Origin of the sequence: Nocardioides okcheonensis, assembly GCF_020991065.1 — a bacterium.
GTDB lineage: Bacteria > Actinomycetota > Actinomycetes > Propionibacteriales > Nocardioidaceae > Nocardioides > Nocardioides okcheonensis.
The window spans coordinates 1,458,829-1,479,386 of the sequence record NZ_CP087710.1; the positions used below are offsets into that span (position 1 = coordinate 1,458,829).

The window sequence follows — 20,558 nt, forward strand, 5'->3', positions numbered from 1 at the left end:
CGCGGCCCCGTCCGAGGGTGCCGGTCGGTCAGCCCCGGTCGCCCCCGGAACCGCCCTTCGCGGCGTCCCGCTCGGCCTCTCGCTGCGCCTTCTCCGCCTCGCGAGCCGCCTGCGCCGCGTCCCGCTCCGCCTCGCGCTGCGCCTTCTCCGCCTCCCGCGCCGCCTTCGCGGCCGCTCGCTCGGCCTCGCGCTGCGCCTTCTCCGCCTCCCGCGCCGCCTCCGCGGCCGCCCGCTCGGCCTCGCGCTGCGCCTTCTCCGCCTCCCGCTCGGCGTCCCGTGCTGCCTTCGCGGCCTCCCGCTCCGCCTCGCGCTGGGCCTTCTCCGCGTCGCGGCCCGGCTCGGCGGTGGGCACGGCGGTCGGTTCGGTGGTCGGCTCGACGGTGGGCACGGCCGTCGGTTCCGTGGTGGGCTCGGTGGTGGGGGTCGGCGACGTCGGCTGGGCCGCGCTGCCACGGCCGCCCGACTCCGGGGTGTCGACCGCGCCCGCGGCCGTCCAGGACGCCCCGGAGGAGGGCTGCTGCGGGGCCTCGCGGGTCGACGCACCGACGCTCGGCGCGACGGCGCTCAGCTCGGCGGGCACCATGATCGGCGCGCGGGTCGCGGGGGTCGCGCGGGCCGCGGGCGCTTCGGCGACGCGCGGCGCGGCGATCGGCCGGCCGGGGCGGAAGAGGTCGGCACCGAAGCCGCCGGTCGCGGACACCGTCATCAGCACGGCGCACAGCACCGACACGAACGCGAACGCGACGAGCGGTCGCCACTGCTCGCTCTTCACCGGTCCCCTCTCCACGCAGGCTGTCGCGTGGATTCTCGTGGGACCGGACGGTCGGGCCACCCTCGATGGCCCGGGACCACCCGGGAGGACCAGGGCGACGTAGTCCGTTCGGACTACGTCGGCCGGTCGGTCAGGCCGACTTCTTCTTCTTCGCCTCGGGCTCGCGCAGGACGAGGGTGGGCGCGACGTCGTCCTCGACGACCTCGCGGGTCACCACGACCTTGGCGACGTCGCCGCGCGACGGGACGTCGTACATCACGTAGAGGAGGACCTCCTCGATGATCGCGCGGAGACCGCGCGCACCGGTGCCGCGCTCGAGCGCCGCGTCGGCGATCGAGTCGATGGCCTCCTCGGTGAACTCGAGCTCGACGCCGTCGAGGTCGAAGAGCTTCTGGTACTGCTTGACGAGCGCGTTGCGCGGCTCGGTGAGGATCTGGACGAGCGCCTCGCGGTCGAGCTTGCTCACGCTGGCGATCAGCGGCAGGCGACCGATGAACTCGGGGATCAGGCCGAACTTGGTGAGGTCCTCGGGACGGACCTGCGCGAGCAGGTCGTCGGCCTCGCGCTCGGCCGCGCCGCGCACCTCGGCGGTGAAGCCCAGCGACTTCTTGCCCACCCGCTGCTCGATGATCTGCTCGAGCCCGGCGAAGGCCCCGCCGACGATGAACAGGATGTTGGTGGTGTCGATCTGGATGAACTCCTGGTGCGGGTGCTTGCGCCCGCCCTGCGGGGGCACCGACGCGGTGGTCCCCTCGAGCATCTTCAGCAGCGCCTGCTGGACGCCCTCGCCGGAGACGTCGCGCGTGATCGAGGGGTTCTCCGCCTTGCGGGCCACCTTGTCGATCTCGTCGATGTAGATGATCCCGGTCTCGGCCTTCTTGACGTCGTAGTCGGCGGCCTGGATCAGCTTGAGGAGGATGTTCTCGACGTCCTCGCCGACGTAGCCGGCCTCGGTGAGGGCGGTGGCGTCGGCGATGGCGAACGGCACGTTGAGCATCCGCGCGAGCGTCTGGGCGAGGTAGGTCTTGCCGCAGCCCGTCGGGCCGATGACCAGGATGTTGGACTTGGCGACCTCGACGACGTCGTCCTTGACCTTGCCGCTGACCGGCTGGAGGCCGGCCTGCACGCGCTTGTAGTGGTTGTAGACCGCCACCGCGAGCGACTTCTTCGCGTGCTCCTGGCCGATGACGTAGGAGTTGAGGAACTCGAAGATCTCGCGCGGCTTGGGGAGCTCCTCGAGGTTGACCTCGGCGCCCTCGGCCAGCTCCTCCTCGATGATCTCGTTGCAGAGCTCGATGCACTCGTCGCAGATGTAGACGTTGGGGCCAGCGATGAGCTTCTTGACCTGCTTCTGGCTCTTGCCACAGAAGTTGCACTTCAGCAGGTCGCCGCCGTCACCGATACGTGCCACGAGTCGTGTCCTCCAGTCCCACCGGGAGGTTCCCGGCCTTCCACACCTTGGAAATCAGGCTCCTCGACGGTACCCCGTGCCGGCCCCCGACGGGGGCCGGACACGGGATGTCGTGAGCCGCAATTGTGCGCTCAGACGAGCGCGGGAGCACCCTTGCGGGACTCGATGACCGCATCGATCAGGCCGTACTCGACGGCCTGCTCCGCGGTCAGGATCTTGTCACGCTCGATGTCGGCGCTCACCTGGTCGATGTCCTTGCCGCTGGAGTCGGCGATCATCCGCTCGAGCAGCTCGCGCATCCGCAGGATCTCGTTGGCCTGGATCTCGATGTCCGAGGTCTGGCCGAAGGTGCCCTCGGTGTAGGGCTGGTGGATCAGGATGCGGCTGTTGGGCAGCGCCATCCGCTTGCCCTTCGCGCCGGCGCCGAGCAGGATCGCCGCCGCCGAGGCCGCCTGGCCCAGGCACACGGTCTGCACGTCGGGCTTGATGAACCGCATCGTGTCGTAGATCGCGGTGAGCGCCGTGAAGGAGCCGCCGGGGCTGTTGATGTAGATGCTGATGTCGGTGTCGGGGTTCATCGTCTCCAGGCACATCAGCTGGGCGATGACCGCGTTGGCCACGTCGTCGCTGATCGGCGTGCCGAGGTAGATGATGCGCTCCTCGAACAGCTTGGCGTAGGGGTCGATGCGGCGGAAGCCGTAGGAGGTCCGCTCTTCCCACTGGGGAATGTAGTAGTTCATGGTCAGTCCTTCTGGGTCGAACCGGAGTGGCGGGCCGGGCGACCCTCGTCGGCTGCCTCGCGGGCACTGGTGATCACCAGGTCGACCAGGCCGTACTCGACCGCCTGGTCCGCGGTGAACCAGCGGTCACGGTCGGCGTCGGCGACGACCTGCTCGACGCTCTGGCCGGTGTGCTCGGCGATGAGGTCGAGCAGCACCTTCTTGATGTGGAGCGACTGCTGCGCCTGGATCTTGATGTCCGAGGCGGAGCCGCCCATGCCCGAGGAGGGCTGGTGCATCATGATCCGCGCGTGCGGCAGGGCGTAGCGCTTGCCCTTGGTGCCGGCGCACAGCAGGAACTGGCCCATCGAGGCCGCCAGGCCCATGCCGACGGTCGCCACGTCGTTGGGGATGTAGTTCATCGTGTCGTAGATCGCCATGCCGGCGTCCACCGAGCCGCCGGGGCTGTTGATGTGGAGGAAGATGTCCGCCTCCGGGTCCTCCGCCGACAGCAGGAGGAGCTGGGCGCAGATCGCGTTGGCGTTCTGGTCGCGCACCTCCGAGCCGAGGAAGACGATGCGCTCGCGGAGGAGGCGCTGGTAGATGTGGTCGTCGAGGCCATACATCCCACCGGCGCCGTTCATCTCCGGCGAGAGGGCTGGGCTGGAGTTCTGGTTCACGCTGGCGACACTAGCCGCAAGGACGGACACTTCCACGCGAAGACCCCCTCTGTTCGCCCACAGCAGACTCAGCGCTCCACGGCGGCGGCGAGGCCCGCCAGGGTCCGGGCCATGCCCGCCTCGAGCTCGCCGGCGTGCGGCCCGGCACCACCGAGGGCCAGCGCGGCGAACACCCGACCCGAACGGGTGAGCCGCCGCGGGACCGGGCGTCGGTGCACCACGCGGGTGCCGTGACCCTCCGGCACCAGCTCGTAGATCCACCGAGACCCGCTCGTCCGGGTGTCCCACGCGAGGGTCACGCCCTCCTCGAGCACGGCGACCACGCTGCGGGTGGGCCACACGACGCCCTTGCGCCGGTTGATGCCGAGGTACTGCTGCCCGACGCGGAGGCCGCCGGGTCGCAGCGCCACCATCCGGACCAGCTCGGGGCTCCAGTCCGGCATCCGCGTCAGATCGGTCAGGGCCGCCCAGACCACGGACGGTGGTGCCGCGACGAGGCGCTCGGCCCGCAGCTCGCGGTCGGCGGAGGGCTCCAGCATGCCCAGCACCCTAGCGGCGCGGGGTGAGGTCACGCCGCCTCGTCGATCACCCGAGCGCGAGCTCCCCCAGCACCTCCCGGAACACGCGGTAGCGCTCCGGGCCGACGCGCTCGGCCCACGTCGCGTCGCAGCGGGCCAGCACGGCGGCCGAGCGCGCCACCGCCTCGCTCCCCCGGTCGGTGGCCCGGACGACCCGGGCGCGGGCGTCGTGGTCGGCGACCGCCACCTCGACCATGCCCAGGCCCTCGAGCTGGCGCACGAACTGCCCGCACCCCTGGGTGGTCATGTCCACGCACTCCGCGAGCTCGCTGATGGTGAGCCCCTCCGGCGGGAGCCACTCCAGCACCCGCAGCTGCGAGGGGCGCAGCTCGGGCACGTCCAGCGCGAGCTGCTCGCGCAGCTGCCCGAAGACCAGGCCCATCAGCATCGGCAGGTGGGGCTCGACGACGGGGCGTCGACCCTTGACGTCAGTCATGAAAGCAACTTACCTTGTCATGCATGAAAGCGGCTTTCGCGACGTCGGAGAGGGTGCCCCGCGGCGACCTGCTCGGGGCCGACGACGTCGACGACGCCGCGCTCGCCACCATGGTCGCCGACCTCTGGCGAGTGCCCGGGGCGACGCTGGTCGACTCCTGGGCCGAGCCGGTCGACTACGACGTCCCCTCGATCCTCACCGGCGCACGCACGTGGGTGCACGGCGAGGCGGACGCGGGCGAGGGGCCCCGCGCGTTCACCCTCTTCGTCAAGCGGGTGCACGCGTGGCGGCACTCCCCCGCGTTCGCCTTCGTGCCCGCCGAGGTCCGCGACTGGGCGGCCTCGACCGTGCCGTGGCGGGCCGAGCCGCTCGTCTACGGCTCCGACCTCGCCACCCGGCTCCCCGACGGCCTGACCATGCCGCGCGCGCTGCGGGTCGAGGTGCGGCCCGACGAGACGGCCGTGCTCTGGCTGGAGGAGGTCGTGTGCGACCCCGTCCCCTGGACCCCGACCGACAGCGCGCGGGCCGCGCGGCTGCTCGGCCGGCTCGCCGCCAGCGAGCGGGTGGCACCGCTGGCCGCGATCGACCCGCAGCCGTGGCACGTCGACAGCTTCGTGGCCGGTCGCCTCGGCCACACCGTGCTGCCGCAGGTCCGCGACGACGCGACCTGGCAGCACCCGGTGGTGGCCGAGCACTTCGGTGCGCTCCGGTCCGACCTCGAGGACGCGGTGCGCCGGGTCGACGCGCTGGCCGCCGAGTTCGCCGCGTGCCGCCACCTCGCCGCCCACGGCGACGCCTGCCCCAACAACCTGCTGCGCCGCGAGGGCGAGGAGGCCTTCACGCTGATCGACTTCGGCTTCTGGCGGCCGCAGCCGGTGGGCTTCGACCTCTCACAGCTGCTCGTGGGCGACATCCAGGTCGGACGCCAGGACGTCGCCGACCTGCCCGAGCGCGCCGCGGCCTGCCTCGAGGCGTACGCCGCCGGCCTCGCCGACGAGGGCCTCGACGTGCCGTTCGAGGAGGTCCGGCGCGGCCACGCGCTGAGCCTGATGCTGTTCAACGGACTGACCGCCCTGCCGACCGAGATGCTCTGGGAGCACGCCGCCCGCGAGGAGGCCGGCGGCGTCGACGCCGACTCCCTCGCCACCCTCGACCACTGGGCCCGTCAGCGCGCCGGGATCGCGCGCTACTCCCTCGACGTCCTGGCCGCGACGGACGGCTGACGAGCCGTCCCCCGACGACGAACGGCGCCCGCCCCGGAGGGACGGGCGCCGTCGCGCGTGGTGCTGGGGGTCAGGCCTTCTCGGAGTCCTCGGTCTCCTCGGCGGCCTCGGCCTCGCCGGACTCCTCGGCAGCGGTCTCGTCGACCGGCTCGCCGATGGTGCCGTCGGGGCGCAGGTTCTTCAGCTCCACCACGTTGCCCGAGGCGTCCTTGACGGTCGCGGCCTCCACGATGGTGGCGAGCGCCTTGCCGCGCAGGATCTCCTGCACGAGCTCGGGGATGTGGTTGTGCTCGAACATGTGGTTCGCGAACTCCTGCGGGTCCTGCCCGGACTGCTGGGCGCGGCGCACGAGGTGCTCGGAGAGCTCGGCCTGGTCGATGCCGAACTCCTCCTTCTTCGCGATCTTGTCGAGGATGAACTGGGCGGCGACGGCGTCGCGGACCCGGCGCTCGAGGTCGGCCTCGAACTCCTCCTGGGTCTGGCCCTCGTCCTCGAGGTACTTCTCCATGGTGATGCCGGCGAAGCCGAGCTGCTGCTCGACGTTCTGGCGGCGGGCGTTGAGCTCGTCGGTCACCATGACCTCGGGCAGCGGGATCGTCACCTTCTCCAGCAGGGCCTCGAGCACGGCGTCGCGCGCGGCGGCGGCCTGCTCGAGGCGCTTGCCGCGGCCGAGGCGCTCGCGCACGTCGGCGGTGAGCTCCTCCGCGGTGTCGAACTCGGAGGCGAGCTGGGCGAACTCGTCGTCGTAGTCGGGGAGCTGCTGCTCCTGGACGGCGGTCACCTTGACGGTCACCTGGACCGGCTCGCCGACCAGGTCGCCACCGACGAGCTCGGAGTCGAAGGTCTTCTCCTCGTCGGCGGACAGGCCGACGAGCGCCTCGTCGAGGCCGTCGATCATGCCGCCGCGGCCGACCTTGTAGGACATGCCCGTGACCTCGCCGCCCTCGACGGCCTCGCCGTCCTTGGCAGCCACCAGGTCGATGGTCACGAAGTCGCCGTCGGCGGCCGCGCGCTCGACCGGGACGAGGGTGCCGAAGCGCTCGCGCAGCGCCTCGACCTGCTCGTCGACGTCGGCGTCGGTGATCTCGATGTCCTCGACGCTGGCCTCGAGGCCGTCGTAGGCGGGCAGCTCGAAGTCGGGCTTGACGTCGACCTCGGCGGTGAACTCGAGCGACTCGTTGTCCTCGAACTTGGTCACCTCGATCTCGGGCTGCGCGAGCGGCTCGAGGTCGTGCTCCTGCAGGGCGGCCATGTACTGCTGCGGGACGACGGCGTTGATCGCCTCGTCGAGCACCGGACCCCGGCCGATCTGGCGGTCGATGACGGCCGGCGGGACCTTGCCCCGACGGAAGCCCGGGACGTTGATCTGCTTCGCGATCTTCTGGTAGGCCGCGTCGAGGCTCGGCTTGAGCTCCTCGAAGGGCACCTCGACGGTCAGCTTGGCCCGGGTGGGGCTCAAGGTCTCGACGGCGCTCTTCACAAATGTCTCCTGATGCTGAAGGTCATGGGTACGTCGTACGGGGGCGCGCCATGCGCCGCCCCCGCAAACCCGACCAGTCTATCGACGGCGTGGACGCATGCCGAATCACGCCCACGCCGCCGACCGACCGCCGGCCCCCTCCCGGTCAGTCCACCGTGTCGAACGCCGCGCGCAGGCGGGGCACCCGGCGCAGCACGAACCGGTCGAGCAGCAGCACCGCGAGCAGCGTGATCCCGAACAGCGGCAGGACCACGCCGAGCACGACGAGCGCGCCGGCCAGCCACCACGTCGCCCGTACGGGCATGCGTCCCCGCGGCGCGCCGACCGATCCCGATCCCGACGGCCGCCGGCGCCACCACATCAGCGGGCCGGTGGCGCACAGGAAGAGGATCGCCACGCAGAACAGCGCGGCGCCCCAGAAGCTGACCAGCCCGAGGCTGCGTCCCTCGTGCAGGCCGATGCCCTGGGCGACGGCCTTGGCCGCGAGCGGGTAGTCCTCGAAGCCGTACTGCGAGCGGACCTCGCCCGAGTACTGGTCGACGTGGACGGTCCGCTCCCGGCTCGGGTCGTGGAACGCGTCCCCGATCACCGAGAAGACGCCGCCGTCGTCGCCGGGCAGGGCGATCGTCATCGGGTGGGCGAGGCCCTCCCGCTCGGCGACGAACACCGCCGTGTCGAGGTTCGCCACCGACGTACGGTCCTCCCCGTCCGGGTCGGACGACGGCACCTCGGTGGCGCCCTGGGCCCACGGGACCTCGCGCTCGGCGTGGCTGTGCGGCAGCGACTCGTCGAGGCGTGAGCCGGGCTTCGACTCCGCGCCGTGGTCCAGGCTCCACAGGGACGTGCCCTGCGCGGTCGCGAGCTCCTGGACCTTCGCGCCCCAGAAGCCGGTCCACGGCAGCCCCGTGACCACCATCATCAGCAGCCCCACGCCGGCGACCGAGCCGACGAGGGCGTGCGTGCTCCGCAGGCGTGCGCCCGACGCCCGCTTCTGCCGTCGTCGCACCCGCGCCCGGCGACCGGAGAAGAAGAGGTAGTAGCCGGTCAGGGCCATGACGATCGCCCAGCACACGGCGACCTCGATGAACCGGTCCCCCAGCACGCCGCCCATCAGGTCGGCGTGCAGGCGGACGGCGTAGCCCGACAGGGTGGTGTCGGGGTCGAGCTCGCCGAGGACCTCGCCGCGCCACGGATCGACGAACACGTCGACGACGCTGCCGTCGTCCTTCGTCACGGCGAACGCGGTGGCGTCGTCGGCCTCGCGGCCCTCGCGGACCAGACCGACCTCGGCGTCGGGGTAGGCCTCCTCGACCAGCGCGAGCTGGTCGGAGAGGACGTACGGGAGCTCCTGGCCGGCCGGCTGCTCGACGCGCATGACGTCGGCGTGCAGCAGCGGCTCGACCTGGAAGCGGAACAGGTAGATGAGCCCGGTCACCGCCAGCACGGCGAAGACCGGGATCACCACGAAGGATGCGTAGAAGTGCCAGCGCCAGAAGGCGCGGAACAGGCCGGCCGGCACCGGCCGGCCTCGGGGGTTCCTCGAGCCGGCGCGGGCGGGGGGCGTCGCGGACGCCCCGTCGCCGGCAGCGGCGTCGTCGGTGAGGGTGCTCATGGTGTTCTCCTCGAGCAGACGGGACGACCCGCACCGCCCCGGGTCGACGACCGGGCGGTGCAGGCAGGACGGTGCCCGCCGAGGGGTCCACGCGCGCGCGGACGGCTCAGCGGGTCGGCTGCACCGCCGGTGGCCCGCGCCGGGCCGGCCCCCGCGACCACAGCGGGAGCTGGGGCAGCGGCTCGTCGCGCGAGGGGCGTACGACGACGGCGCGCCGCACGACGTGGACCAGGCTCGCCACGACCCGCAGCGCCGCGACGGCGTGGCGCAGGGCGCGCCTCGCGCCGCAGCGGGCGAGCGCCACGAGGGACCAGAGCGCCCGCTCACCGAGCGCGAGCCAGAGACCCACCAGCGCGGACGCCGCGAGGTGGGCCGCGGCCATACCCGGTCGCTCGACGAGGTCCTGGAGCGCGTGGACGGCCCACCCGGGCGCCGCCGGGGCGTCGGCCGCGTGGTGCAGGTCCGACATCGCGCCGTGCGACGCGGGCGGCTGGTGGCCGGCCATCGCCGACAGGGCGCCGTGGACGACGAGCTGGCCGGCGACCGTGAGGGTCACCAGGAGCGGGGCGGACGCCACGCGCCCGAGCAGCAGCGCGCACCCGGCGGCGACCGCGGCCAGGAGGGCGAGCATCGACGCGGCACCGGGCAGCAACCCGCCCGCGGAGGCGTGGGCGAGGGAGCCGACGAGCACCACCACCGCCGCGAGCACGCCCGCGCGCGCCCAGCGCGCGAAGGGGTCGGCTCGGTGGTCCACGTCGGGGCGACAGGACTCGAACCTGCGGTCTCCTGCTCCCAAAGCAGGCGCGCTAGCCACTACGCTACGCCCCGCCCAACGGGGCTCCGCGCCCGTCGCCCCGGTGCGGGACGGCGGAGCGGGGACCTGCTGGGAGCGGATGACGGGAATCGAACCCGCGTAGCCAGTTTGGAAGACTGGGGCTCTACCATTGAGCTACATCCGCGCGTCCCGGTCGGCTCTCGCCGCCGGTGCGGGAGTCATGGTGCCACACCGCGCGGCCCCCGCCGCAACCGGCTCAGCGCCGGTGGACCAGCAGCAGCGCGCGGTCGTCGTTGCGCGAGCCGATGGCGTCGACCAGCCGCGCGGCGCCGCCCTCGAAGTCGCCGCGCAGCAGCCGCTCGGCCTGGCCGAGCATCTTGTCGATGCCGAGGCTGATGTCGCGGGTGCGGGTCTCGACCATGCCGTCGGTGTAGAGCAGCAGGGCGTCGCCGGGACGCATCTCGCCGGCCGTGGCGGCGTAGTGCGCGGCGTCGAGCACGCCCAGGATCGGGCCCTCCGCCTCGATCACCTCCCAGCGGCCGGAGCCCGCGTGCCGCAGCGCGGCCGGGGGGTGGCCGGCGCACCGCAGCTCGTAGTGGCCGGTCGTCAGGTCGAGCGACAGGTGGATCGCGGTCGCGAAGCCCTCGTCCCACTCCTGGCGGAGCAGGTAGGTGTTCGCCGCGTCGAGGAACTCGCTCGGCGGCAGGGCGCTGAGCAGCCCGCCGAGGGCGCCCGAGAGCAGGAGCGCGCGGGTGCCGGCGCCCTCGCCCTTGCCCGACACGTCGACGACGGCGACCTCGAGCCGTTCCCCGACCCGGGCCGCGACCACGAAGTCGCCGGCGAACGGGGTGCCGCCGGCGGACCGGAGCTCGGCCGCGACGTACCACTCCGGCGGGAGCGCCGGGATGCCGCCCTGGCGCAGGATCCGGTCCCGCAGGTCGACGAACATCTGCTCGCCCTGCAGGCCGGCCACGCCGAGCCGCGAGCGACGGAACGACGAGAGCAGGACCAGGAATCCCAGGCCGTACATGATCACCACGGTGACGCCGATGCGGACGTTGAGGTCGTCCTGCGCCGGCACCACCAGCGCGAGCACGAGGAGCAGGAAGACCACGAACCACGGCAGCTGCCGCGGGCTGAGCATCAGGCTGGAGACCACCAGCGGGACGAGCAGCGAGACCAGCGGGACGGTGTCCTGGAACGCCAGGATCGCGGCGCCGAGGGCCACCGTGACCGCGCCGAGCGTGACGAGCAGCCGGCTGCCGCGCGGCACCAGCCGTCCGAGGACGTCCGACAGCAGTGCGCGGGGGCCGGGTCGGCGCTCACCGGAAGAACTCATGGTCGAGCTCCTCGCGACGGGTCGGTGTGCTGGTGGGCCGAGCGTACGGCCGCGCGCGAGCGAAACACCGGCTGACACTTCGGGCACCAGAACACGTTTCGTCCGGCGAGGTCGGCGGTGCGGACCCCCGCCCCGCAGACGTGGCAGGGCTGCGCGGTGCGCCGGTAGACGTAGACCTCGCCCCCGTGGTCGTCGCGGCGCGGGTCGCGGCCCATCGCCTCCGGCGTGTGCTCGGGGCGCACCGTGTCGATCCGGCCGGACCGCACGCCCTCCCCCATCAGCTCGACCAGGTCGGCCCACATCGCGCGCCACTGGCCCACCCGGAGCGTGCGCCCGGGGCGCAGCGGGTGGATGCGGTGGCGGAAGAGCACCTCGGCCCGGTAGACGTTGCCCACGCCCGCGAGCACCTTCTGGTCCATCAGCAGGTCGCCGATCGAGCGGTCGCTGCGCTGGATCCGCCGCCACGCCCGGTCGGGGTCGGCGTCGGGCCGCAGCGGGTCGGGCCCGAGCCCGGCGAGCACCGCGTCACGCTTCTCCGGCCCGATGAGGTCGCACACGATGGCGCCCCGCAGGTCGGCGTACGCCGTGCCGCGCGGGTCGTCGTCGGCGGTCACCAGGCGCAGCCGCACCGCACCCACCGGCACGGGCACGTCGGCGGGCCCGGCGAGCCCGGTGTGGACGTCGAACTGCCCGATCAGCCCGAGGTGGACGTGCACGAACACCTCGCCCTCGAAGGCGAGGAACAGGTGCTTGCCGGCGGAGTCGGCGCCCACGACCCGCGAGCCGTCGAGCAGCGCCGCGTCGGCGCCGAACCGGCCCTGCGGCGAGGTCGCGCGGACACGGCGGCCGGCGAACCCCGCGGCGAGGTCGTCGGCCAGCTTGCGGAGGGTGTGCCCCTCAGGCATCCGCCGGTCCGCGCAGGGCCGACTCGGGGAGCGGCGGGAGCTCGCGGGTCTCGTCGTAGGTCGACAGCTGCCCGATGCGGCGCACGTGGCGCTCGTCGCCGGAGAACGGGGTGGTCAGGAAGACCTCCACGAAGCGGGTCATGTCCTCGACCGGGTGCATCCGGCCGCCGACCGAGACGACGTTGGCGTCGTTGTGCTCGCGGGCCAGCGACGCGGTCTCCTCCGACCACGCCAGCGCGCACCGGATGCCCGTGACCTTGTTGGCCGCGATCTGCTCGCCGTTGCCCGAGCCGCCGATGACGACGCCGAGGCTGTCCAGCCCCTCGGCGCGGTCCTGCGCCACGCCCTCGGCGGCCCGCAGGCAGAAGACGGGGTAGTCGTCGAGCGGGTCGTGGACGAACGGTCCGTGGTCCACGACCTCGTGCTCGTGGTCGACCAGCCAGGCCATCAGGTGGTCCTTGAGCTCGAGGCCGGCGTGGTCGGATCCCAGGTGAACGCGCATGGGACAAGTCTCCCAGAGCGGGCCGGGCGGCCGGTCAACCGGTCTGGGCCGGGTCAGGCCAGGTGCTGGTCGAACCAGCCGGCCACCTGGCGCACCAGCGGCTCGGAGGCGGCGAAGGCGGCGTGCCGCCAGAAGCCGTGGGTCTGGCCGAGGCAGCGCACGCCGACGGTCTCCACGCCGGTCTCCGCGACCAGCCGGGCGAGCTCCTCGCCCTCGTCGCGCAGCGGATCGTGCTCGGCGGTGGCGACGAAGGTCGGCGGCAGGGTGTGCAGCCGGTCGGAGCGCAGCGGGGCGAGGTCCGGGTCGTCGAGGTCGGCGTCGGTGCGGGCGTACTGCGCCCAGTACCACCGGGCCTCGGCCGGGTCGAAGCCCGACGGCGCGCCCTCGGCGTAGGACGGGAAGGTCCCGCGCGGGTCGAGGAAGGGGTAGACCAGGCCGACGACGGCGAAGAAGCCGGGGTTGCGGAGCGCCGCGACCAGGGCGAGGTTGGCGCCCGCGGAGTCACCGTGCGCGGCGTACGGCCCGGCCAGGCCGCGGTCGCCGGGTCCCTCGCGGCGCAGCCACGCCACGACCGTGTCGAGGTCGTCGGGCGCGGCAGGGAACGGGTGCTCGGGCGGACGGCGGTAGTCCACGCTCAGCACCGCGCGCCTCCCGCGGTTGGCCATCCGGCGGCAGATCGCGTCGTGCACGTCGATGTCGTTGAGCACGAAGCCGCCGCCGTGGGCGTGGACGACCAGACCGGGCAGCGCGTCGGCCGGCGTGAAGAGCCGACAGCGCACGCCGTCGGCGTCGACCTCCTCGACGGCCGCGACGTCCTCGCGCGGCAGCGCCAGGTTGGCCTGCCGCACCTCCTCGCGGTGGGCCGCGACGTCGAAGCCCGGCGCGCTGAGCACGGGGCTGGTGTCGGCGGCCACGGCGGCCCGCACCTCGGGGTACATCACGAGCCGCGCACCACCTTGAGGTTGAAGTCAGCGGTGCCGAACGTGCCCATCAGCCGCAGCCAGAGCGGCAGCCACATCTCGACGCCGCGGGACGTCTCGATCCCGCCGAGGTCGATGACGTCGCGGTGCCCCATGGCGGTGAGCAGCCCGGTGACCACGTCCTTGGCAGCGGCGTCGTCGCCGCTGACGAACACGCTGGTCGGCTCCGGCAGCCGCTCGGGGTGCACCATCAGGTCGGCCGTGAGGGTGTTGAGCGTCTTGACGACCCGCGCGTCGGGGAAGGCGCGCTGGACCTGCTCGCCCAGCGAGTCGGTGTCCTTGACCGAGAGGGTGGGCGGGAAGCCGGCGGAGAAGTCGAGGGGGTTGGAGACGTCGACCAGCACCTTCCCGGCGAGGTCGCCCGCGGCGCCCAGCAGGTCGAGCGCGGCGGCGCCGTTGCCGGCGTGGACGACGACCTCGGCGCCCTCGGCCGCGGCCGCGAAGGTCCCCAGCTCGACGCCGGGCACCTCGGCCCAGTCCTCGCGGGACCGCGTGGCGGCCGGGTCGCGGGTGCCGAGCACCACGTGGTGCCCGAGCTCGGCGAGGCGGGCCGCGAGCGCACGACCGACCGTCCCGGTGCCGAGGACTGCGATCTGCATGGTCGGTCCCTCCTGCGTCAGCGTGACATGAGTGCGTCGAGGCCGACGGCGATCGCTGCGGCGACCCGGAAGTCGACGCGCGGGTCGGGGACGTCGACGGTGTAGCGGTCGCCCAGCGACATGGCCCGCTGGACGGAGAACAGCGGCTGCCCCGACGCGTCGACGAAGTCGAAGTGGACCGGCAGGAAGGCCAGGTCGGTGAAGCGGCGCAGCAGGCCGACGACCTGGTTGCGCTCCTGGCCGGTGCCGGCGTAGCCCGGGCCCTCCACGTGGAAGGTCGAGCGCAGCAGGGAGGCCCCGAAGTCCTTGCGGAAGAAGCCGATCTGGGCGCCGGCCTCGTCGGTGATGTCGTAGCCCGAGCTGAGGTCGATGGTCTTGCGCGCCTTGAAGCCGAAGACCGGCCGCGACCGGCTGGCGTCGGTGAAGAAGGTGACCTGCTCCTTGAACGCCATCCGCTTCTGCTCCGCGAACGCCATCAGCCGCGTCGGGTTGCCGGAGGCGTCGGCCTCCGACACCTCGTAGCGGTTGACCATCATGGTGAGCTTCTGCTTCACCACGAAGTGCGGCACGTACATCTCGGCACTCATCGCGCGAGCTCCTCCTCGATGATCGACGGGTCCAGCTTGGTGAACACGGGGGTCGGCTTCGCGACGGGGGCACCGACGGTCACCGGGCGCGACTCCCAGCGCGGGGTGGTGGAGTACTCGCCGGTGATCACCGAGTACGACACGTGCCCGGCACCGTTGCCGGGCTCGAGCTCGTCGACCTGCTCGACGCGCGGCATCGGCATGAAGGTGCCCTCGCCGCCGAGCACGGCGTGGACCGCGTTGGCGGCGTGCGGGAGGAACGGCGAGAGCAGCGTGTTGCAGTCGCTCACGCACTGGACCGCCACGTGCAGGACGGTGGCGAGGCGCTCGCGCTGCGACTCGTCCTTCATCTTGTAGGGCTCGGTGACGGTGAGGTACTTGTTCACCTCGCCGACGACGCGCATCGCCTCGGCGACCGCGGCGCGCAGGCGGTGCTTCTCGATCAGCCCTCCGACGGAGGTGAACCCGTCGCGGACGGCGGCCAGCACCTGCTGGTCGACGTCCTCGAGCTCGCCGGCCGCGGGGACCTCGCCGAAGCTCTTGGCGACCATCGTGGCGGTGCGGTTGACCAGGTTGCCCCAGCCGGCCACGAGCTCGGAGTTGTTGCGGGTCACGAAGTCGGCCCAGGTGAAGGCGGCGTCGGAGGTCTCCGGGCCGGCCGCGCAGATGTAGTAGCGCAGCGCGTCGGCGCCGTAGCGGGCGAGGAAGTCGCCGACGTAGATCACGTTGCCGCGGCTGCTGGAGAACTGCGAGTCGCCGAAGGTGAGGAACTCGCTGGAGACGACCTCGGTCGGCAGGTTGAGCGTGCCGAACGTGCCGGGCTCGCCGCCCCGCTCCCCCGCGCCGTTGTAGGCCAGCAGCTCCGCGGGCCAGATCTGGGAGTGGAAGACGATGTTGTCCTTGCCCATGAAGTAGTAGGACTCCGCGTCCGAGTCGTTCCACCACTCGCGCCACTTCTCGGGCTCGCCGAGGCGCCGCGCCCACTCGATCGAGGACGAGAGGTAGCCGATGACCGCGTCGAACCAGACGTAGAGCCGCTTGGTCGGCTGGTCCTCCCAGCCCGGCACCGGGATGCCCCAGTCGATGTCGCGCGTCATCGCGCGCGGCCGGATCTCCTTGAGGATGTTCTGGCTGAACTTGATGACGTTGGGGCGCCACAGGCCGGTGGCCTCGCGCTGGTCGAGCCACGCGCCGAGGGCGTCGGCGAGCGCAGGCAGGTCGAGGAACCAGTGCTGGGTGTCGCGGAACTCGGGCGTCTCGCCGTTGATCTTCGACCGCGGGTCGATCAGGTCGGTCGGGTCGAGCTGGTTGCCGCAGTTGTCGCACTGGTCGCCGCGCGCGTCGGCGTACTTGCAGATCGGGCAGGTGCCCTCGATGTAGCGGTCCGGCAGCGTGCGGCCCGTGGACGGGCTGATCGCGGTCTTCGTGGTCTCCTCGACCATGTAGCCGTTGCGGCGGCAGGTCTCGAACATCTCCTGCACGACCGCGTAGTGGTTGCCGGTCGTGGTGCGGGTGAAGAGGTCGTAGGACAGGCCCAGGCCGACGAGGTCGTCGACGATCACCTGGTTGTACTTGTCGACCAGCTCGCGCGGGGGCAGCCCCTCGTTGTCGGCGAGCACGAGGATCGGGGTGCCGTGCTCGTCGGTGCCGCTGACCATGAGCACGTCGTGGCCCGCCATCCGCATGTACCGGCTGAACACGTCGGAGGGCACGCCGAAACCGGCCACGTGGCCGATGTGGCGCGGGCCGTTGGTGTACGGCCAGGCGACGGCGGACAGGACACGAGTCATGGGCGCAAGCCTAGTGACCGGCCGCCACCCGGTTTCCCCGGGTGGCGGCCACGGACACCGGCGGCGTCGGGGAGGCTCAGGAGAAGTCCAGGTCCCCGGTGCGCGAGCGCTTGAGCTCGTAGAAGTACGGGAACTTCGCGACGGCGACCGCGCCGTCCCACAGCTCGCCGGCTTCCTCGCCGCGCGGGATCTTCGAGAGCACGGGACCGAAGAACGCCGACCCGTTGATGTGGATCGTCGGGGTGCCGACGTCGTCGCCGACCGGGTCCATCCCCTCGTGGTGGCTCTTCGCCACCGCCTCGTCGAGCGACGCGTCGTCCCACGCCTCGATCAGCTCGGCCGGCAGCCCGACGTCGGCCAGCGACGCGGCCACGGTCTCCCGGGTGAGCTCCTCGCCGTTGTTGTGGCGTCGGGTGCCGACGGCGGTGTACCAGTCGCCGAGGGTCGCGTTGTCGTGCTCCTGGGCGATCCTGATCGCCACGCGGACGGGCTTCTCGGTGCCCTGGAGCATCTCGCGGTACTCCGCGGGGATGTCCTTGTCCTTGTTGAGGTACGCCAGGGACATCACGTGCCACTGCACGTCGATGTCACGCACCTGCTCGACCTCGCGGATCCAGCGCGAGGTGATCCAGGCGAACGGGCAGAGCGGGTCGAACCAGAGGTCAGCGGTAGCCATGTCCACCCCAATCCCGGAGGCGCCCGGGCTATTCCCGGCCGGTGTGGGGCGGGACACATCCCGGTGGCAGGATGCGCTCATGCCTGGAACCAACCTCACCCGGGACGAAGCCGCCACCCGCGCCGCCCTCCTGGACGTCACGTCGTACGCCGTCACCCTGGACCTCACGACCGGCGACACGACCTTCGCCTCCACCACCACCCTGGAGTTCACCTGCCGGGAGCCGGGGTCGAGCACCTTCGCCGACCTGGTCGCGCCCACCGTCCGCGAGATCACCCTCAACGGACGCTCCCTGGACCCCGCGACGGCCTACGCCGACAGCCGGATCGCCCTCGACGACCTCGAGGCGACCAACACGCTCGTCGTCGTCGCCGACTGCGCCTACTCCAACACCGGCGAGGGCCTGCACCGCTTCGTCGACCCGGTCGACGACAAGGTCTACCTCTACAGCCAGTTCGAGGTCCCGGACGCGCGTCGCGTGTTCACCACCTTCGAGCAGCCCGACCTCAAGTCGGTCTTCACCTTCACCGTCACCGCGCCCTCGCACTGGGTCGTGGTCTCGAACGCCGCGACCCCGGAGCCCACCCCCGTGGCTGACGGCGTCGCGACCTGGAGCTTCCCGACCACGAAGCGGATGTCGACCTACATCACCGCGATCGTCGCCGGCGAGTACCACGGCGAGTTCGACACCTACGAGGGCAAGTTCGGCACCATCCCGCTGGGCCACTACTGCCGCCAGTCGCTCAAGGAGCACATGGACACCGCCGAGCTGGTCAAGCTGACCAAGCAGAGCTTCGCGTGGTTCGAGGAGCAGTTCGACTACCCGTACCCGTTCGGCAAGTACGACCAGCTCTACGTCCCGGAGTACAACGCCGGCGCGATGGAGAACGCCGGCTGCGTGACGCTGCGCGACGAGTACCTCCCCCGCAGCCGCCAGCCGCGCTCGTTCTTCGAGTTCCGCGCCTCCGTCATCACCCACGAGATGGCGCACATGTGGTTCGGCGACCTCGTCACGATGAAGTGGTGGGACGACCTCTGGCTCAACGAGTCGTTCGCGGAGTGGGCCTGCTACTGGTGCGAGGCCAACGCCACCGAGTTCGACGACGCCTGGACCGGCTTCGCCAACGCCCGCAAGCAGACCGGCTACCGCGCCGACCAGCTGCCCTCGACCCACCCGATCGCGGCCGACAACGTCGACCTGCACGCGGTCGAGGTCAACTTCGACATGATCACCTACGCCAAGGGCGCCTCGGTGCTCAAGCAGCTCGTCGCGTGGGTCGGCATCGAGCCGTTCCTCCAGGGCCTGCGCGCCTACTTCAAGGAGTGGGAGTACGGCAACCCGGAGTTCAAGGACCTGCTCGCCACCCTCGAGAAGGAGTCCGGCCGCGACCTGCAGGGCTGGGCCCAGGAGTGGCTGCAGACCGCCGGCGTCAACACCCTCGCCCCGGCCTTCGAGCTGGCCGAGGACGGCACGTACTCCTCCTTCTCGGTCGCCCAGAGCGCCCACCCCGACTGGCCGACCCTGCGTCGCCACCGCCTCGGCATCGGCCTCTACGACTCCGTCGACGGCCGCCTGGTGCGCCGCCAGTACGTCGAGATCGACGTCGAGGGGGCCTCGACCGAGGTGCCCGAGCTCGTGGGTGTCGCGCAGCCCGCGCTGCTGCTGCTCAACGACGAGGACCACGCCTACGCCAAGATCCGCCTCGACGAGCGCTCGATGGCGACGGCGATCTCCTCGCTCGCCTCCTTCGAGGACTCCCTCCCCCGCGCCCTCGTGTGGGGTGCGGCCTGGGACATGACCCGCGACGGCGAGATGCGCACCCGCGACTGGGTCGACCTGGTGCTGGCCAACATCGGTCACGAGACCGACGCGTGGGCCGTCACCCGGATCCCGGCGTCGACGGCGCTGGCGGTCAACTTCTACTCCGACCCCGCCCACCGCTCCGAGCTGCGCGCGACGTGGGAGTCGGGGCTGCGCGAGCTGCTGCTGGCCGCCGAGCCGGGCAGCGACCACCAGCTCACCTTCGCCCGGACCTACGCCGGCGCCGCCCACCGCGACGACGCGCTCGACGACCTGATCGGGCTGCTCGACGGCTCGTTCGTCGTCGAGGGGCTCGCGGTCGACCAGGACCTGCGCTGGGGCCTGATCACCGCGCTCGCGAAGTCGGGCCGCTTCGGTGACGCCGAGATCGACGCCGAGCTCGAGGTCGACCGGACCATCTCCGGCAAGGAGCAGGCAGCCGCCGCGCGCGTCGCGCAGCCGACCGCCGAGGCCAAGGAGGCCGGCTGGGCCGCGATCGTCGACCCCGCCACCCCCAACGAGACCTCGCGCGAGATGGCGATGTCGATCTTCCGCTTCGGCCAGGAGGACGTCCTCGAGCCCTACCTCGAGAAGTTCCTCGACGCCGCGAGCACGCTGATCGACACGCTGGGCTTCCACAAGGCCTCGACCGTCCTGGAGTACGGCTTCCCGAAGCCGCTGGGGTCCGAGGCCACGCTCGCCCGGCTCGACGCCTGGCTCGTCGACAACGACGCCCCCAAGGGCGCGCAGCGCTACATCGGCGAGGCGCGCGCGGAGATCGCCCGGGCCCTCACCGCCCAGGCCTGCGACGCCCGCTGACCGAGGCACGAGAGCCCCTCACCGCTGCGGCGGTGGGGGGCTCTTCGCTGCCGGGACCGGCCGGGACCAAGCGGGCCGGGTGCGGCTCGCTGCGGGTCGAGGCTCAGGCGTGGAGGGTGTTCTGCGGGCGCGCGTGGTCGGCGAGCATCGCGATGCCGCGCTGCAGGCCGGCGAGCAGGCTGCCGGAGGCGAACTCCGACGACATCGCCAGGACGGCGAGCTCGACCTCGGCGTCGGTGAGGTGGCGGCGCACCTCGCCGCCGGTGACGACCTCGACCACGCGGCGGCGCGGGTCGACCAGCACCAGCACGCTGCGTGCGGGCGCGACCAGGCGGTTGTGCAGGCGCGTGGCCCACGCCCGGGTGTCGTCGCCCTCACTGGGGCCGACGTAGACCGAGAACTCGAAGCGGCAGGACTGCTCGGCGAGCCGGATCGAACGGTCCAGGGCGAGGCGGTCGGCCTCGCTCAGCAGCTCACCAGCCGCCACTGGCGCCACCCGCTCGGGAGTCCTCGCCGTCGGGGGCGGGCAGCTCGGCGACGCCCTGACGCGGGCCGCCGATCCACTGGCCCTCGACACCGGAGTGGTCCGGAAGGAGCTTCTCGCCGCGCACCATCGCGGGCAGGAAGACGAGCAGTGCGATCACCACGAACAGCAGCAGCGGGGCACCGAGCAGCAGCAGCAGCGCGTTCAGCCCGTCGATCTGGAACTCCGACGTCTGGCCGTCCCAGCCCTCGGGCACGTCGGCCTGCGCGGGGAACGCCAGCAGCGCCAGCGCGGGCGCGGCGGCGAGGGCGACCAGACGGCCGGCGCGGCGGTGGCCGCGGCGTCCTGCGGGACGGGAGGGGCTGACGGGGGTGCTCACGGGTAGAAGGG

At 72.3% G+C, this 20,558-nt stretch carries 21 protein-coding genes and 2 tRNA genes; 2 read left to right on the top strand and 21 right to left on the bottom strand.

Translation table 11 applies throughout. The features are described 5' to 3' along the window. Positions 1-28: 28 nt before the first annotated feature. The 6 genes from LN652_RS06925 to LN652_RS06950 all read right to left on the bottom strand — a co-directional run bounded on the left by LN652_RS06925 (position 29) and on the right by LN652_RS06950 (position 4,596). A complete protein-coding gene (locus LN652_RS06925) occupies positions 29-772 on the bottom strand; it encodes a hypothetical protein (protein WP_230443944.1) in 744 nt (247 codons plus the stop codon). 130 nt (positions 773-902) lie between these two features. Further along, positions 903-2,183 carry an ATP-dependent Clp protease ATP-binding subunit ClpX gene (clpX, locus tag LN652_RS06930; protein WP_230443945.1) on the bottom strand — a complete coding sequence of 427 codons (1,281 nt, stop codon included), beginning with the start codon at positions 2,181-2,183 and terminating at the stop codon, positions 903-905. Between the two features lie 131 nt (positions 2,184-2,314). Then, positions 2,315-2,923, bottom strand: coding sequence for an ATP-dependent Clp protease proteolytic subunit (locus LN652_RS06935; protein ID WP_230443946.1), 609 nt, complete (start codon positions 2,921-2,923; stop codon positions 2,315-2,317). A gap of 2 nt (positions 2,924-2,925) precedes the next feature. After that, positions 2,926-3,546: an ATP-dependent Clp protease proteolytic subunit gene (locus LN652_RS06940; protein ID WP_230444699.1), complete on the bottom strand. Its 621-nt coding sequence runs from the start codon at positions 3,544-3,546 to the stop codon at positions 2,926-2,928. 104 nt (positions 3,547-3,650) lie between these two features. Next, positions 3,651-4,121 (bottom strand): SRPBCC family protein, encoded by a 471-nt coding sequence (locus LN652_RS06945; protein WP_230443947.1) that lies wholly within the window; start codon positions 4,119-4,121, stop codon positions 3,651-3,653. A gap of 46 nt (positions 4,122-4,167) precedes the next feature. Continuing rightward, complete coding sequence (locus LN652_RS06950; protein WP_230443948.1) at positions 4,168-4,596, bottom strand: MarR family winged helix-turn-helix transcriptional regulator; 429 nt, start codon at positions 4,594-4,596, stop codon at positions 4,168-4,170. Between the two features lie 23 nt (positions 4,597-4,619). On the opposite strand from LN652_RS06950, the gene LN652_RS06955 reads away from it, so the two are divergent. Further along, on the top strand, positions 4,620-5,819 hold the full coding sequence (locus tag LN652_RS06955) for an aminoglycoside phosphotransferase family protein (RefSeq protein ID WP_230443949.1): 1,200 nt from the start codon (positions 4,620-4,622) through the stop codon (positions 5,817-5,819). A gap of 70 nt (positions 5,820-5,889) precedes the next feature. On the opposite strand, the gene tig is transcribed toward LN652_RS06955, so the two are convergent. The 13 genes from tig to LN652_RS07020 form a co-directional block, all read right to left on the bottom strand. Beyond that, positions 5,890-7,299 (bottom strand): trigger factor, encoded by a 1,410-nt coding sequence (gene tig, locus LN652_RS06960; protein WP_230443950.1) that lies wholly within the window; start codon positions 7,297-7,299, stop codon positions 5,890-5,892. A gap of 145 nt (positions 7,300-7,444) precedes the next feature. Continuing rightward, positions 7,445-8,911 (bottom strand): PepSY-associated TM helix domain-containing protein, encoded by a 1,467-nt coding sequence (locus LN652_RS06965; protein WP_230443951.1) that lies wholly within the window; start codon positions 8,909-8,911, stop codon positions 7,445-7,447. Between the two features lie 106 nt (positions 8,912-9,017). Continuing rightward, on the bottom strand, positions 9,018-9,665 hold the full coding sequence (locus tag LN652_RS06970; RefSeq protein ID WP_230443952.1) for a hypothetical protein: 648 nt from the start codon (positions 9,663-9,665) through the stop codon (positions 9,018-9,020). A gap of 1 nt (position 9,666) precedes the next feature. After that, positions 9,667-9,739: transfer RNA gene (locus LN652_RS06975), tRNA-Pro, on the bottom strand. A gap of 60 nt (positions 9,740-9,799) precedes the next feature. Beyond that, positions 9,800-9,870, bottom strand: a tRNA-Gly gene (locus tag LN652_RS06980). 72 nt (positions 9,871-9,942) lie between these two features. Beyond that, positions 9,943-11,025: a PP2C family protein-serine/threonine phosphatase gene (locus tag LN652_RS06985; RefSeq protein ID WP_230443953.1), complete on the bottom strand. Its 1,083-nt coding sequence runs from the start codon at positions 11,023-11,025 to the stop codon at positions 9,943-9,945. After that, positions 11,022-11,930, bottom strand: coding sequence for an Fpg/Nei family DNA glycosylase (locus LN652_RS06990; RefSeq protein ID WP_230443954.1), 909 nt, complete (start codon positions 11,928-11,930; stop codon positions 11,022-11,024). The genes LN652_RS06985 and LN652_RS06990 overlap by 4 nt, the downstream gene beginning before the upstream one ends. Beyond that, positions 11,923-12,432, bottom strand: a complete 510-nt coding sequence (locus tag LN652_RS06995; protein ID WP_230443955.1) for a ribose-5-phosphate isomerase — start codon at positions 12,430-12,432, stop codon at positions 11,923-11,925. Before LN652_RS06995 ends, LN652_RS06990 begins: the two co-directional genes overlap by 8 nt. Before the next feature lie 53 nt (positions 12,433-12,485). Further along, complete coding sequence (locus LN652_RS07000; protein WP_230444700.1) at positions 12,486-13,370, bottom strand: alpha/beta hydrolase; 885 nt, start codon at positions 13,368-13,370, stop codon at positions 12,486-12,488. After that, on the bottom strand, positions 13,370-14,011 hold the full coding sequence (locus tag LN652_RS07005; protein WP_230443956.1) for an NADPH-dependent F420 reductase: 642 nt from the start codon (positions 14,009-14,011) through the stop codon (positions 13,370-13,372). The genes LN652_RS07000 and LN652_RS07005 overlap by 1 nt, the downstream gene beginning before the upstream one ends. 17 nt (positions 14,012-14,028) lie before the next feature. Then, positions 14,029-14,598, bottom strand: a complete 570-nt coding sequence (locus LN652_RS07010; RefSeq protein WP_230443957.1) for an LURP-one-related/scramblase family protein — start codon at positions 14,596-14,598, stop codon at positions 14,029-14,031. Further along, the gene (gene metG, locus LN652_RS07015; protein ID WP_230443958.1) at positions 14,595-16,388 is read right to left on the bottom strand and encodes a methionine--tRNA ligase; all 1,794 of its coding nucleotides are present in this window, start codon (positions 16,386-16,388) and stop codon (positions 14,595-14,597) included. Before metG ends, LN652_RS07010 begins: the two co-directional genes overlap by 4 nt. Positions 16,389-16,464: 76 nt before the next feature. After that, positions 16,465-17,064 (bottom strand): mycothiol-dependent nitroreductase Rv2466c family protein, encoded by a 600-nt coding sequence (locus tag LN652_RS07020; RefSeq protein WP_230443959.1) that lies wholly within the window; start codon positions 17,062-17,064, stop codon positions 16,465-16,467. Positions 17,065-17,143: 79 nt separating this feature from the next. On the opposite strand from LN652_RS07020, the gene pepN reads away from it, so the two are divergent. Then, positions 17,144-19,684, top strand: coding sequence for an aminopeptidase N (pepN, locus tag LN652_RS07025; RefSeq protein ID WP_230443960.1), 2,541 nt, complete (start codon positions 17,144-17,146; stop codon positions 19,682-19,684). A gap of 103 nt (positions 19,685-19,787) precedes the next feature. Here pepN and LN652_RS07030 read toward each other — a convergent pair whose 3' ends face one another. Together LN652_RS07030 and LN652_RS07035 are read right to left on the bottom strand one after the other, a co-directional pair. Next, positions 19,788-20,171: a DUF5130 family protein gene (locus LN652_RS07030; protein WP_230443961.1), complete on the bottom strand. Its 384-nt coding sequence runs from the start codon at positions 20,169-20,171 to the stop codon at positions 19,788-19,790. Further along, positions 20,158-20,547, bottom strand: coding sequence for a hypothetical protein (locus LN652_RS07035; RefSeq protein WP_230443962.1), 390 nt, complete (start codon positions 20,545-20,547; stop codon positions 20,158-20,160). The genes LN652_RS07030 and LN652_RS07035 overlap by 14 nt, the downstream gene beginning before the upstream one ends. Positions 20,548-20,558 lie beyond the last annotated feature (11 nt).